Below are 17,243 nucleotides of genomic sequence, written 5' to 3' on the forward strand. Positions count from 1 at the left end.
CTTTCTTCAAATGTCATTTCAATTTAGCTCAGTGCGATCGCCAAATCAAACCCGACCCCCGGAGGTTCCTCAAATCAACATTTTAGAGTTTCTAATGAGAATTGCCTAAAATGCAAGGGGGAGGAGAAGTAACAGTGATAGAAATATCGCAACCAAACCAACTTCCTCAAAGTGAAGTGAAGGTTGGAGAAATGCTGGGTAAAATACAATTATTTGCTTCTGCTTCCTCTTGATTCTCCGTGTCCGATTTGGCAGGGACAGAATTTGAAGATCAAGTTGGTAGCCCGACGCTACTTTTCTGGAAACTTTCAAGGAACATCAAGCGGATTTGTGGAATGTGAGTTTTAGTGGCGATCGCACAACTTTAGCATCTGTCGGGAAAAATTTCGTTGGTGAAGCTTTGGAGTGGCGATGCGGCTAAAGTATAAGCTGCCGAACTTGACAAATTGCTCGCCATCGGCTGTCCCTGGCTCGGAGACTACCTACAATACAATATTCGGGTTGAGTGCGATCGGCATTTGTGCAAAAAAACTGACAATTGAGATTTATTGGCAATTGCCGGAAACCTGTTTTGCCTGATTTTTAAAATCGGGCGATCGGCTGCCGATTTGTCGCTATTGTTGTCTTATTGTAATATAATTTTACGCAAGGGGTAATACGAAATGTACTGCCACAGGTCGCAGATGTCTATCCATCTGAACCAAATTAATGTCATCAAACATTAAAAATAGTTATGACTGTTATATTCGGATTAGTAAAATCTTGGATATATAAAATTCAATACATAGTCAGGTTTCAAATGGTGTCTGCTGTTAAATCAATCTAACCTGCAATATCGTTTCGGGGGACACCAGCACGATTTAAGGAAAAAATAATCCTGCTGAATTAACTGGATTCGAGGGAGCAGAGGAAAGTTGATGACTAAGCTATAAAAAGAGTTGAAAACGCCTTCTAAATAGTAGGCAAGACTCCAGCAGCCAACCGCAACTGCCAATTACCAAAGGAGGGAGCAGTGTATGAAACTGACGGGTTGAGTCCCCTAAAATCGCCACTTGGTTTGCGATCGACTCTACAGGAATTAACCCTGTACGACTTTCTCCTAGAATCTGAGTGCCCGGGGGACGAAGTTGCTAAAATTTTTCAAGCAAACCCTTTAGTTCCGGGTATCATCATCACTGAGCAAGGAAAGTTTATAGGGATGATTTCGCGGCGGCGTTATTTTGAACACATGAGCCGCCCCTATAGCTTGGAGTTATTTTCTCAACAGCCTTTGGTCATACTCTACCGCTTTACTAAAACTGATATGTTGGTTCTCGATCGCGAAACCTCAATTATGACGGCAGTGCGGCAGTCTTTGGAGCGATCGCCCGAACTAATCCACGAACCAATTGTAGTACAAGTAGAACCGGAAACTTACAAACTTTTAGACGTACACCAACTGCTGCTTTCTCAGTTGCAAATTCACGAGTTATCAACCGTGGCGATGCGCGAGTCGCAAGCACAATTGAGACATCAAGCCCAACAGCTCGAACTTGCGCTGCTGGAACTTCAGCGCACTCAAACTCAACTAATTCAAACAGAAAAAATGTCTTCTTTAGGGCAGTTAGTAGCAGGAGTAGCTCACGAAATCAACAATCCTATAGGCTTTATTTACAGCAATTTGCACCACGCTAAAGAGTACACGCAATGTTTAATGCGGATGCTCCACATCTACCGACAGCACTGTCCAGAACCCATCGCAGCAATTGAAGCGGAAGCAGAAAAAATCGAACTCGATTATTTGCTAGAAGACTTGCCGAAAGTGTTAAATTCTATGCAGCAAGGTGCAGAAAGAGTGCGCGATATCGTTTTGTCGCTGCGGAATTTTTGCAGATTAGATGAAGCTCAAATGAAGCAGGTCAACATTCATGACGGTATCAACAACACGATTATGCTGTTGCAAAGCCAGCTTAAAGGGAAACCGGGGCAGGAGGCGATCGAAATTCACAAAGAATACAGCGAATTGCCGCTGGTGCAGTGCTATCCCGGACAGCTCAATCAGGTATTTATGAATATTTTACTTAATGCAATTTACGCTCTTGTTGAGTCTAATAAACACGAAAATGTCGATAGAAAAACCCCTAAAAAGTCGCACTTAGGCGACCAAAAGCAGTCTTGTATAACGACTCAATCATCAGTCTCTAAGTCTACCCGCCTGATTCCTACGATTCGGATTCGCACCGAGTTAATTGAGAAAAAAAAGGTAATAATTAAAATTTCTGACAACGGCCCGGGGATGACAGAAGATGTTCGGAAGCGGTTGTTTGACCCTTTCTTCACTACTAAGCCGGTCGGCCAAGGAACGGGTTTGGGACTCTCGATTAGCTATGAAATTGTTGTCAACCAACACGGCGGCACATTGAAGTGCTTTTCGGAACCGGGAAAAGGAGCAGAATTTGCGATCGAAATTCCACTTCAACAGTCTTCCCTAGCACAGATTTTGCCTCGCTTTGCGTGATATAGCAGAAGGCAGAAGGCAGAAGGCAGAAGGCAGAAGGAAGATGGAAGATGGAAGATGGAAGATGGAAGACGGAAGATGGAAGAAGCAATAAAAGTTAGGGACTCGGCTGTTGAAACCGTTTCTTGTCAAACTTTCGTTCCTCTGGCTTGAGACTAAAGAATAAAGCCCGTCAGCTACCGCGAACCTTTGCAAACCCACTTCCACAAAGGATGACTCGGCCCCTGTTGGCGAATGCGGCGAACTTGTTGTTCCAAACCCTGTTTTTCCCGCAGGGGCAATCCTCGCACCATATTGCGACTTTGCCAAGTTAGCACAGCTAAAGTCATTCCCAAGCACAAACCCAAACCGAGAGTTGGCCAGCGATGAAAAGATAAACCGTAGCGCACCGCCGCCCAAGTGAAGTGTTCTAACCACAAAGCGATTTCGCGGCGCAAACCCCAAATGCTCAAAGAACCGACGCTAATCCACAGCAATATCACTGTTAACCAGCGGCCGTAAACTGTTAGTTTGTGAAGCCTTTGGACTTCAATTTCAAAAGTTTGGTCAGTAGTCATTTGTTATTTGTCATTTGTCATTGGTTATTGGTTATTGGTTATTGGTTATTGATGATTTATTATTAGTCAGTCAACAGTTAACCGTCAACAGTTAACCGTCAACAGTTAACTGTTAACAGTCAATTAAACTTCCTCGGACTGGTTGATTCCTTCTGCGGGGACGGGGATGGAGTGGCCGGTGCGACTGCGCCACCAAGCTAGTAGCGTACTGGCAACGAAAATACTGGAATAAGAACCAGCAATAAAACCGACAATCAAAGCTAAAGCAAAGTATTTGAGGGTTTCGCCACCAAACAAAAAGATTGAAAACAATGTCAGCAGCGTGGTAAACGTTGTGTTAATTGACCTTCCCAGCGTCTGCATGACAGCATCATCGACAATTTGATCGATCGACTGTCCCGGATTTAGCTTGATTACTTCTCGCACGCGATCGTAAATTACCACTGTATCGTTAACAGAAAAACCGATAAGTGTCAAGAGCGCGACCACAAATAAGCTGTCAACTTCCACTCCTTGAACTAAACCCAAAAACGAGAAAACACCAAGCGTGACCAACACGTCGTGAAACACAGCCACAAAAGCAAAAAAGGCATAATCCAACTGAAATCGGAATGTCAGATAAGCAGTAATTCCAGCAAAAGAAACCAACAAAGCCAGCAAACCCGAAGTAAACAACTGTTTGCCGAGGGTAGGCCCAACCGTATCAATTTGAGTAGATTGAGGAGCAAAAGCGCCTATCTTTTCGCTCAAAGCTGTTTGCAAATTAGTCCGCTGTTCGACATCCAAAGTTTTTGTTCGCAGCGACAAACCGCGCTGTTCTTGGCCGATAACTTGAATGCTGCTACCGGCCAAACCTTGGGTGTCTAGGACTTGGCGGACAGCAGCAAGATCGATGGGTTTACAATTTTCCGGTTTTGTGCAGTCGAGTTCAAATTGCAGCCGAGTGCCGCCGATAAAGTCCAAACTGGGGCGCAGTGGTGCGCGGATGTCGGGACGAGTCCAAGAAATCGCCATCGACACTATACCTGCGAGGATTATAGCGGCGGAAATACTCCACCAGAGCGATCGATATTTGATTACACTGAATTTCATAATTTGAAGGAAGAGGGAAGAAGGAAGAAGGAAGAAGGAAGAAGGAAGAAGGAAGAAGGAAGAAGGAAGAAGGAAGAGGGAAGAAGGAAGAAGGAAGAGGGAAGAAGGAAGAAGGAAGAGGGAAGAAGGAAGAAGGAAGAAGGAAGAGGGAAGAAAAACTTCTCAATGTAGGGTGGGCAATGCGTACCTTACCGAGTGCGTACCTTACGTAGTCTGTTAACAGTCAACAGTTAATAGTTAACAGTCAACAGTCAACCGTCAACAGTTAACTATTAGCAGTTTTCGACAAACCGGGACAAAACAACTGAGGTTTCCGCAATGCTGGAAAGCTCAATACTACGAACAGCAGAGTGCGGCTGCAAGTGAGCGCAGTAAACATACTCACTCCCACGCCCAATGCCAGAGTTACAGCAAACCCTTTAACTAAACCAGCGCCTAACCAGAACAAAGCAGCACAAGCAATAACTGTTGTGACATTGCCGTCTAAAATGCTGGAAAAAGCGCGGTAAAAACCCGATTCTACCGATCGATAAAGCGATTTCCCCGCCCGCAACTCTTCCCGCGTGCGCTCAAAAATCAGCACGTTAGCATCCACAGCCATCCCGATGCTGAGCACAAAACCCGCAATTCCCGGCAGCGTTAATGTCACTCCCAAAAGCACGAAAGCTGCCCAAGTTAACAGAGCATAAATTAACAGCGCAATATTGGCAATTACGCCGGGGAGTCGATAGTAGGCAACCATGAAAATCAAGACTAAAACTAAGCCGCCGATACCTGCGTTAATACTGCTTTGAATGCTGTCTTTACCCAAGCTAGCGCCGATCGTGCGGTTTTCTACAATTTCGACCGGTACCGGCAAAGCGCCGCCCCGCAATTGCACTGCTAAATCGTTGGCTTCTTGCGTTGTAAAGTTGCCTTGAATTACGGCACTTCCACCAGTAATTCCTGTTTGGGCAAATTCAACGCCGACGACTGGAGAACTGATCATTCTGTCGTCTAGGAAAATACCGATACTGCGTCCAGTGCCTGCTAAATTTTTAGTGAGTTGGGCAAAGAGTTCGCCTCCTTTGGTATCGAAAACAAGAGCAACGTTCCAGTTGTTCCCAGAAGCCAAGGGTTGAGGTTGAGCGTCTTTGAGGTTTTCGCCGCCGAGGCCGCTGCTTTTGAAGAGTTTGGCGATCGCCTCATTGCTTCTTTTCAAAGCAGCCTGATTTTCTTTAATTGCTGCCTCATTCGGGCTAGTTTTCAATTCTGCTTGTTTGACCAGCAATTCCTGCTGCAACTGCCTTTCAATGCCTAATTGTGCTTCTGTTCCGGGCAGTTGTTCCAGAAATTCTAGCTTGGCGGTGCCGCCCAAAACTCGTTCTGCTTGCTGCGGGTCATTTACTCCGGGCAACTGCACGAGAATTTGGTCTTCTCCTACTGTTTGGACTAATGCTTCGGAAACACCCAAACCGTTGACGCGGTTTTCGACAATCCGCCGCACTGCTTCTAACATTCCCTGGTCAATTTTGGGAATTGTGGGGGTAGTTTTTACTTGAATTGTGAGTTGCGACCCTCCTTGCAAGTCTAATCCCAGCCGCGTCGGAATTGTTACTATTACAGTAATGGCGGCGATGATTAGAACAAAAATTAGGGCTAATAGGGAACGTTGTTTTTGCATATTTAATTATTGGTTATTGGTTATTGGTTATTGGTTATTGGTTATTGGTTATTGGTTATTGGTTCGTCCCGATTTTTTTTTCGGTTTTTAAATAACAAATAACAAATAACCAACAACAAATTACAAATTACCAATAACTATTTATACTCGCAAAGCTACCATTTTTTGGACTGCTTCGACAATTTGATTGGGCTGGACAATTGTCAGTCTTTCCAAATTCCCGTTGTAAGGTGTGGGAATATCTTGTGAAGACAGGCGCAAAACTGGTGCGTCGAGTTCGTCAAAAAATCGATCGCTAATCGAAGCAATTAATTCGGCACCGATGCCTCCTGTTTTCATGCACTCCTCTACAATAATTACTTTGTGAGTTTTGCGAATGGATGCGCCGATGGTCTCCATGTCCAGGGGTTTGAGAGAAATTAGGTCGATTACTTCTGGATCGTAACCTTCTTTCACCAGGGCGGGCACGGCTTGCATGACGTGGTGTCGCATCCTCGAATATGTCACGATTGTGACATCTTTGCCCGATCGCACAATTTCTGCTTTGTCCAGCGGCACTAAATATTCTGTTTCTGGCAAATTTTCTTTGAGGTTGTAAAGAAGGACGTGCTCGAAAAACAGAACGGGGTTATCGTCGCGGATAGCTGATTTTAAGAGTCCTTTGGCGTTGTAGGGAGTCGAACAGGCGACTATTTTCAAACCCGGTACTGCTTGGAAATATGCTTCTAAGCGCTGGGAGTGTTCCGCGCCGAGTTGCCGGCCCACACCGCCGGGCCCACGAATTACCATTGGCATTTTGAAGTTGCCGCCCGATGTGTAGCGCAGCATTCCGGCATTGTTAGAAATTTGGTTGAAGGCCAGCAGCAAAAAGCCCATGTTCATGCCTTCGATGACCGGCCTCAGTCCCGTCATTGCTGCGCCTACTGCCAGGCCTGTAAAGCTATTTTCGGCGATCGGGGTGTCGAGCACTCTAAGTTCGCCGTATTTGTTGTAGAGGTCTTTGGTGACTTTGTAGGAACCGCCGTATTGGCCTACGTCTTCGCCGAGTACGAATACGGAGGAGTCGCGGGCCATTTCTTCGTCTAACGCCTCGCGGAGGGCGTTGAAAAGTAAGGTTTCTGCCATAGGAGGTTAAGCAATGATTGCAGGAGGGTCAGACTAGAATATTAACCTTTTGGGGGTGTCGATCTAGGAGTCGATCGCAAATTCGGCAGTCAAAACCTGAGATTTTGCCAATCTTTATCATAACATTTGTATTATGTCAATTAATATTTAAGTTAAAATAATACTAACTTGCCTGCCCACAGCAGAGGAATATTATGCTCCAGACAAAAAATCAACTCACTTTGGAAGAGTTTCTCACTCTTCCCGAAGGAGAAGGCGATATTACCTACGAACTGATTGACGAGCAAGCAGTACCGAAAATGTCACCTAAAAAATTTCATTCTCGCCTCACCAGAAGCCTAATAAAAATCCTCGAACAGTGGGGTGAGGAACGGGGAGAAATTGGTGTAGAATGGGCGGTAAGATTAACCAGACTTGGGCGAGACTGGGTGCCAGTACCCGATCTTTTATATGTTTCTTACCAACGCTTATCTCCCGACTGGAATCAAGATGAAGCTTGTCCTGTAGCCCCCGAATTAGTCATAGAAATTATTTCACCCGAACAAACTTTCGGTCAGTTAGCTGCTAAAGCGAGAGATTATTTAGATGCTAAGGTTTTGCGGGTTTGGGTAGTAGATAGCAAGGCGAGAAGCATTACAGTTTTTTACCCCGATGCAGCACCGCAGACTTATATGGGAGATACCCTATTAACAGATCCACTTTTTGATGGATTAGAATTTACTGCGCTCCAGCTATTTCAAATGGCAAAAATACCACTAACCTTCTCTTAGAACCCGGACTTCCTCTAGAAGTAGGGGTTCGGGATATTCGGTTTTTTTGAGCGAGGCTTACTTAATTGCTCATTAATTTGGCAACTCCACATAACAACTAACGAATAACTAATTACTAATGACTAATTTCAGCAAAATGTTTTTGCAGTAAATCGTGAATAAATCGATAACGCCGATCGCCAGTTTTTTGCAGCAACAAGCGATCGGCTGCTGCATCGAGAAAACGCCTGTAATCCCAAGGAATGTAGCCGCTAGACCACAGCACGAGGTGCAATATAAACCTTTCAATCCCCGGAATTCCCGGCAAAAAAGCATTAATTACCGCAGCAACAGCACCTGCAATTAATCCCCAACTTGACCCGGAGACTAGGCTGGCAATTAATCCTAAAATCACCCAAATCAGCCCGCCAAGCAGCTTAACTCCAAACTGATACTTGCGCCGTTCCTCCTCTGTTTGCAGCCAGCTAGACGGTATGCGATCAAGGTAAAATTCTTGAATTCCTTGCTGTTCCATCCTTCGGGCCAACCATCCCAGCCAGTGGCGAATTTGTTCCGGCCGCAGTTCCTTACCTCTGGGATACTGCTGGACTTGCCCGGTCATTTGGTGGCGAATATAGGCAGTTAACAGATATTTGCGCTGTTCTTCTGCGGAAGTTATGCGCTTCCAAGCTTCAATTAAAATATCATCGTAAGCCAGAGCCATCATGCTCAAAAGCAAGGGAGCTTTTGCTATTTTCAACAACTCCGGCTCGCGCTCAATGCTGTACCAAAGTTCGCGGCTTCTGGCTTCTAGCAGATAATTTTGAATTTTAGTTTCTGTTAAAGGTTTCAATAAAACCGCTGCTTGCAGGCGAAATCTAGTATCGCAGTTTTTGTAAGCTTCAAAACTGCTGCAAGCTACTAAATGTTTGGGTTTGAATTGGCTTTCAACAAACTGATTGATTGCTTGAATGCAGATATTTTGGCGGTGGGTTTCTACTTCGTCCAAGCCGTCAAGGAGAGGCAGCAATTTTTGTTCGGCAAGCCATTTTTTGCCGACAGCAGGAGAGATGCTGTATTTGAACTGAAGTTGAGCAATTAACCACTCTGCGATCGCCCCGGATTCTGCTTTCCATGATCCGAGTTCAAACAGCACTGGTACTGGCAAACTAACATCTTTTTGAGCGCGGGAAACTAACACGCGAGCTAATTCTAGCAGCGTCGTAGTTTTGCCTGCACCCGTGGCTCCCAAAATTACCAATTTGCCACCGCTGCGATCGAACACTTTAGCAATGCTGGCTTTGGGAGGAAGCCGAAAACTCGGACGGTTGCCGGCTTTCACTTCCACATCCCAACAGCGGTTAACACCAACAGGCGACGAGTCTTGGCTGAGGTTAGCCAGCACAGCAGCGTGCAAAGACTGCGATCGTCCTGCTTGGACTTCCTGCTTCACCTCCTCCAATAATCGATCGCGAGGCGGTTGTAATCTCAGAGGAATCAATTTTGACATTTTATGTACCTCGCGCTGAACGCTTACTTTCGCAAATTTGCGCGCAAATAACCCAGAGCAAGATTACCATCAGTATAGGCGTCCAGTATATATTGACTCAAATTATTGCGACAATTATGGATCTGAAATTTTATCTAAAAATCCTGACCCTGTGGCCCGCACTAGATATTTCCACTATAAATTAACTGGCGATCGCCTCAACTCCCAAACAAAAATTATTAGTATAGATACAGAGAGGGTTTTTTATGTCATTTACGAAGCGTCAAATCATCACAGTAAGCTTAGCAGGAGTGGCAACAGCGGTGGGAGTAGCTGTTGCAACTATACAGTCGGGTGCGATGAAACAATCCCATGTTCCCCTTGCAGAATCACCCGCATCCACCAGAAACCAGATTGCAGGCCCGACGAACAACCCTGAATCTCGGCCAGGAGTCCCTCCACGAAAAGTTGAGCCAGTAGTTGTCACACCGCCAAATTCGGGTTGCAAAATCAGCCAAGCTGTAGTCAGCGATCCGAATCCACCGCTAAATGTGCGATCGATCCCGCAAGTAAGGGGCAGCAACATAGTAGGACAACTTAAAAATAATACCTTTGTTTCAGTCGCCGAAGAACAAAACGGTTGGCTGCGAATTACCGATCCGCCCGGTTGGATTGCCAAAAACCGCACCGAAAGCAGTTGTTCTAACGTCACCCAGCAGATTAATTTTCAGCCGGGAGGAGATGAGGCAATTGTTAAAGGTCGAATTATCGGCGGCGGCAGCCACTCTTACCGGATTCGCGCCCGAAAAGGTCAAACAATGACTGTTAGAAATCGGAAAGATGTTTTTCCGCAAATTATAACTCCTCGGGGCCAACTTTTAGCTGGAAATCCTTATGAAGGCAATGAAACAGAGTGGACGGGAAAAGTGCCAGTAACAGGCAATTATACATTACAATTAGACTCTAATTTCCGGGGATACGAATACGAATTTTCGGTTCAATTGCGATAATTTTCCTGACATCTGTGGGATACAGCAGTGCCGTCTTCCTACCCGGATCTGCGACTTTTAATCAATAGTATAATTAAGGAATCGCCCCAAGGGATATATCAAGAATTGCAAATTTCTGCCAATCTTCCGAATCAAAGTGCCACCATTCGGTTGTGATACCGATAAATCCGTGTTTTTTCATCGCATCCTTAAGCACTTGACGATTTTTCCGAGATTCTGCGCTGCCGCCTTGATAATCTCCGTGAGCTTTTTCGGTAAAATCATCGTAAGGTGTAGGCATTTCTAATTCTTTGCCAGTGCGATCGACTAAAGTCAAATCAATAGCAGCACCGCGATTGTGCCGCGAACCCCTAGCAGGATTAGCAACATAGCGCGGATCTGGCCAAGCTTGCCACATTTGCTTAGTGACAGAGAAAGGCCTGTAGCAATCGTAAACTTTCAAACCCAATCCGATTTTTTCCAAATCTGTTTGAACTAGCCCTAACTGTTGAGCAACAGAACTTCTCAAGGCGCATTTCGATATAGGGTAAAGTTTTCGTTTCAAGAAATTGTTAGTAGTGGCGTACCGGATATCGAGACGAATGTTGGGATTTACGGTGCGGATGTCAACCAGTCGCGCGCCACTGGGAAGTTGACTCATGAAAATACTTTCAGGTACTACTGGGTTTGGTTCTGGTTGGGTAATTTGCACTTGTGGCGGCTCCTGGGCGCGGACAAATGTTATATGGTGCAGACCGATCGCACACAGCAACACTAGCATAAATGCGATTAAGTATTTTCCAAAACGATTAAATTTCATAGCTGTTGGGATTGTGAGTGTTAAAAAGTAGATTGAGGTCGTTGTTCTATGCTATAACCAATATTATGATGTCACCGTGACAGCAAGGGGAGCTATGAAAACTGCAATTTCACTTCCAGATTTAGTTTTTGAAGAAGCCGAGGCTTTGGCTAGTCAGTTAGGGTTATCACGCAGTGAGCTTTATACAAAAGCATTGCAGGCGTATCTGCGGCGACACAACCGCGAGCGAATTTTGAGCAAACTAAATCAAGTCTATTCTGAAGAGTCCTCTGAACTAGATCCAGTCTTGGCAAAGATGCAATTTATGTCCTTACCCCATGAGGATTGGTAATGTATCGCGGAGAAATTTGGTGGGCAAACTTACCCTCTCCAGTTGCTTCAGAACCTGGATATCGTCGTCCAGTTTTAATTGTTCAGGATGATACTTTTACTCAGAGTCGGATTAGCACTGTAATCGTCGTCATCATTACTTCTAATCTGCGGTTAGCGGAAGCACCAGGTAATGTCTCGTTACCGAGTAAAGCCACAGGTTTACCCAAGGATTCTGTGGCTAATATTTCTCAGCTTTTTACTGTGGACAAAACGTTTTTAATTGAGTGCATTGGCACAATCCCACAGGATTTACAGGAAGAAATAGATGAAGGATTACGATCGATCTTGTATCTTTAGTAGGAAATTCAAAAAATTTTTAAATTCCCAAGCGCTGATACACTAAATCTAAGTGCCTCAATTGATACTGCGGATCGAAACAATCATCAATTTCTTTGGTGGTCATCTTAGCTGTTACCCGATCGTCCTTAGCAATTAAATTGTAGAAATTGCCGCCCGGTTTGTTCCAAGCTTCGTGAGCACAAGATTGCACAATTTTGTAGGCTTCTTCGCGACTCGTGCCTTTTTCTACTAAGGCTAACATCACGCGCTGGCTGAAGATGACTCCGCCGTAAAGGTTCATGTTTCGCTTCATGTTTTCGGGATAGACTAGCAGGTGTTTTACTAAGTCTGTGGTTTCTACTAACATGAAGTGAGTGACAGTGGAACTATCGGGCAAAATCATCCGTTCTACGGAACTGTGAGAGATGTCTCTTTCGTGCCAAAGTGCAACGTTTTCTAAGGCTGCGACGGCATTGGCGCGCACGATTCTCGCCATCCCTGTGAGTCTTTCCGATCGAATCGGGTTGCGTTTGTGGGGCATGGCCGATGAGCCTTTTTGCCCTTTGGAAAAGAATTCTTCGACTTCGAGAACGTCGGTGCGTTGCAGGTTGCGAATTTCGACTGCAAAACGTTCGATCGATGCTGCTAAGAGTGCTAAGGTTTGGACGTATTCGGCGTGTCGATCGCGCGAAATGACTTGAGTGGATGCGGTATCGGGTTCGAGTCCGAGGTTTTGACAGGCGATCGCTTCAATTCGCGGGTCAATATTAGCATAGGTTCCGACTGCGCCGGAGATTTTACCGACTGCAATCGACGATTGCAAATTCACTAATCGGTCGCGGTTGCGAAAGACTTCTGCCAGCCATCCTGCTAGTTTAAAGCCAAAGGTGATGGGTTCGGCGTGAATTCCGTGCGATCGGCCAACCATGACGGTATTGCGATGCTGTTGAGCCTGATAGCGAATAGCTTGACTCAATTCTTCGACACGTTCTAACAAGATATTGACGCTAGCGACTAATTGCAGCGCCAAAGCAGTATCGAGCACATCGGAACTGGTTAAGCCGAGGTGGATGTAGCGGCCGGCATCGCCTACATATTCGTTGACATTTGTCAAGAAAGCGATCATGTCGTGGCGGACTTCGGCTTCAATTTCGAGGACTCGTTTGGGGTCAAAATTAGCCTTAGCTTTGATTTCTTCGACTGCGGCGGCGGGGATGTAGCCGAGTTCGGCTTGAGCTTCGCAGACAGCGATTTCTACTTGCAGCCAGCTTTTCAGTTTGGCGGTTTCAGTCCAGATGTTGCCCATTTCGGGCAAAGTGTAGCGCTCTATCACGGTGGGAGTTGGGGAATGCGATCTGACTATTGTACCTCTGCGCGGCATCCGTCTTGAGTCGGGAGGGGGAATTTCGGGCGATCGAACTTTCCACATATGTGACACATCGTCCGTAGACCGATCGTCCGCAGAGACTGAAAATTGGCAGATGAGTCGATCGAAACAGAAGATTCTGCGTGCTTTAGGTCATCTCGTAAAGCAACGCAGGACAGCGTTGGGAATTTCGCAAGAGGAGCTTGGAATGCGGGCTAATTTAGACCGCACCTATATATCTGGAGTCGAACGCGGAGTCAGAAATCCGTCCATCACTGCAATTGCAAGTCTAGCTAGCGGCTTGGGCACAACAGTTTCCAATCTTCTCGAAAATCTAGAAATAGAAGCGGAAAATATAGAGTGAGCAATCAAGATTTAGCAGGAACAATTAAAGCTCAATTAAAACAAGACTCAACTCAATTCAGAGTCTTTAATCTTCTCTCAGACCAAAAATGGCACTGTCGGGAGTGCGAAGGCAAACAGATAGCCTCAGCTCAATATGCTGGCGGTGGCGGAATTCAGGGATTGCAGCGCGGAACAAGGAAGCGCCCCGGTCTGGTTATTGTAACAGAAAAGAGATACTGTCAAACTTGTCAGGCAACACGTTTGGGCGATTTGTGGACAGGAGAAATTAAATCAGCAAATTCTGCTGCTAACATACCCGCTTCTCTGGTAAAAAGAATTCTCGAAGTTTACTTTTATACAGATGTAATCGAACAGAGAAAACGAGCAGCTCATGAGTTAGTAATTGACCATAGATTCCCAATGGAGCGTTGGGGAGATAATGAGCCACCACACCTGGCATCTATGAGCGAATCTGAAATCAAGGCAAAGTTTCAGTTGCTCAAAAAAGATGCTTCAGGCAATCACAATCTTCTAAAATCTCGAAGTTGCGAACGCTGCATCAAAACAGGGAAAAGAGGCACACCTTTCGGAATCAAGTTTTGGTATGAAAGAGGCGAAGACTGGCCTTCCATACATCAGCGCGGCGCTGAAGCTGAGGAAGGCTGCACAGGATGCGGTTGGTATGATTTTGAAACTTGGCGAAATGCTCTCAATCAAAAACTAGCTGAATCTGTTCGGGATGTTTAACAGTAACTAAGCTAGGTTTGTTAAGTGCAATATCAGTCAAGTATGGAATAAGTGCAAAACCGATACACTCTGCTAAACGAGGCGGCACCGCATTGCCAATTTGCCACATAGCCTTTTTCATTGAACCTTCAAAAATAAATGAATCCGGGAAAGTTTGCAATCTAGCCATTTCGCGAGCTGAAATCACCCGATTGAGATAAGGATGAATATGAGTGCCGCCGTGATTTTCTTTAACAGTCATGCTCGGTTTTCCCGGATACTGTCGCTTGAAAGCATCGGCGTAGCTTTCATACAAAGAACCGCCTGGTGGAACTTTAGCAAGTCTTTCCATGTACTGAACAGAATGACGAGTCCATTCGTGGTTGATTTCTGGGATGGGAGTATACTCTGGTAAATCATTAATTGCTGACTCAATCGCTTTGTATTGTTCTGGCAACAATTGCGGCTTCGGATATGGATTTTGCATCCCAAATCTATTGGCAATAAAAATGGCTCGCGGCCGGATTTGCGGGACTCCATAGGCGGCTGATTCCAGAACAGCAACGGACATATGGGGATAGCCAATTTCCTGAAAAGCCTCGCAAATGGCTTGCTTAACAGCTCCTTTTTGTATAGTCAGTATTCCGGGTACGTTTTCCATGACAACATACCAAGGACGTATTTCAGAGACCACGCGGACAAACTCTCTAAAGAGGCGATTTCGAGGGTCATTGGGGTCGCGTTTTCCTGCAACTGAGAAGCCTTGACACGGCGGCCCGCCTACAACAACATGAACTTCAGGCGAACCAATTTCAGCGAGCAACTTTGGGGTATTTAAGTTTTTTATATCGTCGCACAAGTGATAGCAATCGGGAAAGTTTTTTGTATGAGTTGCCGAGGCGATCGCATTAATTTCAACACTTGCTACTGGTCGAAAACCTGCTTGCAATAAACCTTGGGTCATGCCGCCCGCACCGCAAAAAATATCTACAAATGTATAGTCTGATTTGGACAGTGAATGAGATTCAATATCAATGAATATCTTGTAGGGGTCGCAGTCATTTGCTTCTAGTTCGCGTTGGATGCGTTCGTAGCGCCCTAATTTTGCTTTCTTCTGCTTTTTGGCAGGAATTGGTTCTTCCTCGTTTGAGAATAAAGACAGTTGTATTGCTTCCATTTTATATTTGTTTACTGCATTCTATCTGATGTTGCCCACTTGGGTCAGGGTGTAGGGATCGATCGCGCTTGGAGTCGGAGAGTGCGATCGTCCTATTGTACATCTGCGCGGGGATGCAAGACTCAGAAACCCTGTTTCTGAAAGCAACCAGGTTTTTGTAGTTTGGGCGAGCCGCTACAATATGCTAAACCTCGTTAGCTGGCATTCTTCTCTATTCGCCAATAAATGGTTCCAAATGAATAGCCATTAATATTTTGGCTTGACTTCGCTCTTGAGTGCATTTACTCAAAAAGTATTGCCGTTTTCAGGGTTATTCGCTAGAATAGCCAACCTGTCAAGTAAAAACCTCCCACCAACAAGACAGACATTTCCCACATCTGCTTATGACCATTGCCTATACTCCACCTTGGCTGCTGAACAACGGCCTATTAATGACGTTGTACACCGCATTAAGGGCTAGTCGCCGTTGGGAAAAGACCATCCCTTACCCAGAGCCCCCTTACCGAGAACACATCTTTACTGGTGCCTGTGGAGTCCCGATTTTCGGCCTTGTTGCCATCCCCGAAAATCCCCGATATACCATTGTCGGCACTTACGGCATTACTGGCGATCTGGATAATCAATGGTATCTCAAGCTACTAGGCCGTAAAGCCTATGCCCAAGGCTGTGCAGTGGTATTATTTGACTGGCGAGCTCACGGCAAAACTGCCCAACTCTCTCCCACCCTGACTTCTGATGGCTTATACGAAGGCGAAGATTTCGTTCGGATTGCTGCCGCTGCTAAAGAAATGGGATGTCCCGCCCCTTTTTGGTTCACGGGTTATTCCCTGGGCGGACAATTAGCCTTGTGGGCCGTAAAATCAGCTCAGACGATCGCAGATTGGGGGCCGGACTTAGGGATCGAAGAGTCAGAACTAGCAGGCGCGGCGGTGATTTGCCCCAGCTTGGACTCGAACCGTTCTCTGTCTTATCTAGTTAAAGATGAGTGGGGGAAATTTTTAGAAAAGGCGATCGCGCGACAGTTAAAAAAACTAGCAAAACAAATCGCTAAAGCACATCCAGGGGCGATCGATCCTGCCGCTATTGCACGCGCCAACAGCATTTGGGGCTTTGACAATGAACTGGTAATTGGCCCGTTAGGTTTCTCCTCTGTGGAAGAATACTATGACGCTAGCAGCGCTCTACACATTTTGCCTCACCTCAAAAAACCCACTTACATCCTTTATGCAGCGGATGATCCGATGTTTGATCCGGTGCTTGTCTCTGAGTTGCAAGCCATTGGCGCGAACAATCCTGCCTTAGAATTAGTGGTGACAGCCTACGGCGGTCATGTTGGGCATATCAGTAGTAAACGTTGTCAGCATCAATTTGGTGATAGCGATCGGTGGTGGGCATGGAATCGGATTTTACAGTGGTTCGATGCCTTGAGTGTTGATTGAGATTATCAAATAAAACCAGAAAACTCCTCGGCAATAGTTGCGGGGAGGAAAGGATTAGGGGGTTTAATCCCTCCAGTCCAGAACCTTGAAACTATTTCGCAAAAACACTAGACATCTCGGCACAAGCTGAATGGATCACTGGGACACAATTGTGCATAATTTGCACAGCCGCTTGATTTCACCTTGATGTGACGGTCGCATAAGGATTAGAAGCAATTATAGTTAATAACTGGTGAATAAATATCGATTAACTTATTCGTTTTTTTGAGAATAGTGTCAGCTATTAACTAGGTAAAACAAAAGCTCCAACTCTCAGGGTAAGAGCATCTTAATCAGGCTTGACACAAGCACTTGAGAATCTGCATCATATAGTCATCATTCATCGCCGCTCGTTTCTTTTTTTGTCGCAAACTACGTCGGAGAGTCGTTTCTTGATTGATGGCATTAAGTGCCATTCGTCTTAGAAGAGCCAAGTTTTGAGGGCTCTCCTGAACTTATGGTTATAAGTTTATCTAATCAGACCAGCAAGCTAATACGCGATTCCTAAAATTATTAAAA

Annotated in this window: 17 protein-coding genes and 1 pseudogene; 9 read left to right on the forward strand and 9 right to left on the reverse strand. The window is 45.5% G+C overall.

Features of this window, described 5'->3' with window-relative positions:
- Positions 1–1,012: 1,012 nt before the first annotated feature.
- Positions 1,013–2,497, forward strand: coding sequence for an ATP-binding protein (locus QUA83_RS21380; protein WP_333295660.1), 1,485 nt, complete (start codon positions 1,013–1,015; stop codon positions 2,495–2,497).
- 176 nt (positions 2,498–2,673) lie between these two features.
- Here QUA83_RS21380 and QUA83_RS21385 read toward each other — a convergent pair whose 3' ends face one another.
- Positions 2,674–3,054, reverse strand: coding sequence for a hypothetical protein (locus QUA83_RS21385; RefSeq protein ID WP_333295661.1), 381 nt, complete (start codon positions 3,052–3,054; stop codon positions 2,674–2,676).
- A 123-nt stretch (positions 3,055–3,177) separates the two neighbouring features.
- A complete protein-coding gene (gene secF / locus QUA83_RS21390; RefSeq protein WP_333295662.1) occupies positions 3,178–4,146 on the reverse strand; it encodes a protein translocase subunit SecF in 969 nt (322 codons plus the stop codon).
- Positions 4,147–4,149: 3 nt separating this feature from the next.
- On the opposite strand from secF, the gene QUA83_RS21395 reads away from it, so the two are divergent.
- Entirely contained in the window at positions 4,150–4,317 is a 168-nt protein-coding gene (locus QUA83_RS21395; protein WP_333295663.1) for a hypothetical protein, read from the forward strand.
- A 94-nt stretch (positions 4,318–4,411) separates the two neighbouring features.
- Here QUA83_RS21395 and secD read toward each other — a convergent pair whose 3' ends face one another.
- Both secD and QUA83_RS21405 read right to left on the reverse strand, forming a co-directional pair.
- Positions 4,412–5,809 (reverse strand): protein translocase subunit SecD, encoded by a 1,398-nt coding sequence (gene secD / locus QUA83_RS21400; protein ID WP_333295664.1) that lies wholly within the window; start codon positions 5,807–5,809, stop codon positions 4,412–4,414.
- Positions 5,810–5,950: 141 nt separating this feature from the next.
- Positions 5,951–6,934 carry an alpha-ketoacid dehydrogenase subunit beta gene (locus QUA83_RS21405; RefSeq protein WP_333295665.1) on the reverse strand — a complete coding sequence of 328 codons (984 nt, stop codon included), beginning with the start codon at positions 6,932–6,934 and terminating at the stop codon, positions 5,951–5,953.
- Positions 6,935–7,128: 194 nt separating this feature from the next.
- On the opposite strand from QUA83_RS21405, the gene QUA83_RS21410 reads away from it, so the two are divergent.
- Positions 7,129–7,704, forward strand: a complete 576-nt coding sequence (locus tag QUA83_RS21410; RefSeq protein WP_333295666.1) for a Uma2 family endonuclease — start codon at positions 7,129–7,131, stop codon at positions 7,702–7,704.
- 115 nt (positions 7,705–7,819) lie between these two features.
- On the opposite strand, the gene QUA83_RS21415 is transcribed toward QUA83_RS21410, so the two are convergent.
- Positions 7,820–9,193, reverse strand: a complete 1,374-nt coding sequence (locus QUA83_RS21415; protein WP_333295667.1) for an NACHT domain-containing protein — start codon at positions 9,191–9,193, stop codon at positions 7,820–7,822.
- Positions 9,194–9,438: 245 nt separating this feature from the next.
- Here QUA83_RS21415 and QUA83_RS21420 point away from each other — a divergent pair, with 245 nt between their 5' ends.
- Positions 9,439–10,182: an SH3 domain-containing protein gene (locus tag QUA83_RS21420; protein ID WP_333295669.1), complete on the forward strand. Its 744-nt coding sequence runs from the start codon at positions 9,439–9,441 to the stop codon at positions 10,180–10,182.
- Positions 10,183–10,255: 73 nt separating this feature from the next.
- Here the strand turns inward: QUA83_RS21420 and QUA83_RS21425 are convergent, their stop codons facing one another.
- Complete coding sequence (locus QUA83_RS21425; protein WP_333295671.1) at positions 10,256–10,981, reverse strand: M15 family metallopeptidase; 726 nt, start codon at positions 10,979–10,981, stop codon at positions 10,256–10,258.
- Between the two features lie 94 nt (positions 10,982–11,075).
- Here QUA83_RS21425 and QUA83_RS21430 point away from each other — a divergent pair, with 94 nt between their 5' ends.
- Positions 11,076–11,312 carry a hypothetical protein gene (locus QUA83_RS21430; RefSeq protein ID WP_333236631.1) on the forward strand — a complete coding sequence of 79 codons (237 nt, stop codon included), beginning with the start codon at positions 11,076–11,078 and terminating at the stop codon, positions 11,310–11,312.
- A complete protein-coding gene (locus QUA83_RS21435; protein ID WP_333149306.1) occupies positions 11,312–11,650 on the forward strand; it encodes a type II toxin-antitoxin system PemK/MazF family toxin in 339 nt (112 codons plus the stop codon). The genes QUA83_RS21430 and QUA83_RS21435 overlap by 1 nt, the downstream gene beginning before the upstream one ends.
- Positions 11,651–11,669: 19 nt before the next feature.
- Here QUA83_RS21435 and purB read toward each other — a convergent pair whose 3' ends face one another.
- Complete coding sequence (purB, locus tag QUA83_RS21440; RefSeq protein ID WP_333295680.1) at positions 11,670–12,965, reverse strand: adenylosuccinate lyase; 1,296 nt, start codon at positions 12,963–12,965, stop codon at positions 11,670–11,672.
- Positions 12,966–13,113: 148 nt separating this feature from the next.
- Between purB and QUA83_RS21445 the strand changes: the two genes are divergently transcribed.
- Together QUA83_RS21445 and QUA83_RS21450 are read left to right on the forward strand one after the other, a co-directional pair.
- A complete protein-coding gene (locus QUA83_RS21445) occupies positions 13,114–13,362 on the forward strand; it encodes a helix-turn-helix transcriptional regulator (RefSeq protein ID WP_333295673.1) in 249 nt (82 codons plus the stop codon).
- Complete coding sequence (locus QUA83_RS21450; protein WP_333295674.1) at positions 13,359–14,090, forward strand: restriction endonuclease; 732 nt, start codon at positions 13,359–13,361, stop codon at positions 14,088–14,090. The genes QUA83_RS21445 and QUA83_RS21450 overlap by 4 nt, the downstream gene beginning before the upstream one ends.
- On the opposite strand, the gene QUA83_RS21455 is transcribed toward QUA83_RS21450, so the two are convergent.
- Positions 14,053–15,246, reverse strand: coding sequence for a DNA cytosine methyltransferase (locus tag QUA83_RS21455; protein ID WP_333295675.1), 1,194 nt, complete (start codon positions 15,244–15,246; stop codon positions 14,053–14,055). The genes QUA83_RS21450 and QUA83_RS21455 overlap by 38 nt on opposite strands.
- Positions 15,247–15,629: 383 nt before the next feature.
- Here QUA83_RS21455 and QUA83_RS21460 point away from each other — a divergent pair, with 383 nt between their 5' ends.
- Complete coding sequence (locus QUA83_RS21460; RefSeq protein WP_333295677.1) at positions 15,630–16,685, forward strand: alpha/beta fold hydrolase; 1,056 nt, start codon at positions 15,630–15,632, stop codon at positions 16,683–16,685.
- A gap of 332 nt (positions 16,686–17,017) precedes the next feature.
- Here QUA83_RS21460 and QUA83_RS21465 read toward each other — a convergent pair.
- A pseudogene (locus QUA83_RS21465) lies at positions 17,018–17,170 on the reverse strand (ISAs1 family transposase); the annotation flags it as partial.
- Between the last annotated feature and the right edge of the window lie 73 nt (positions 17,171–17,243).

The organism is Microcoleus sp. K1-B1, from assembly GCF_036704705.1.
Lineage (GTDB): Bacteria > Cyanobacteriota > Cyanobacteriia > Cyanobacteriales > Microcoleaceae > Microcoleus.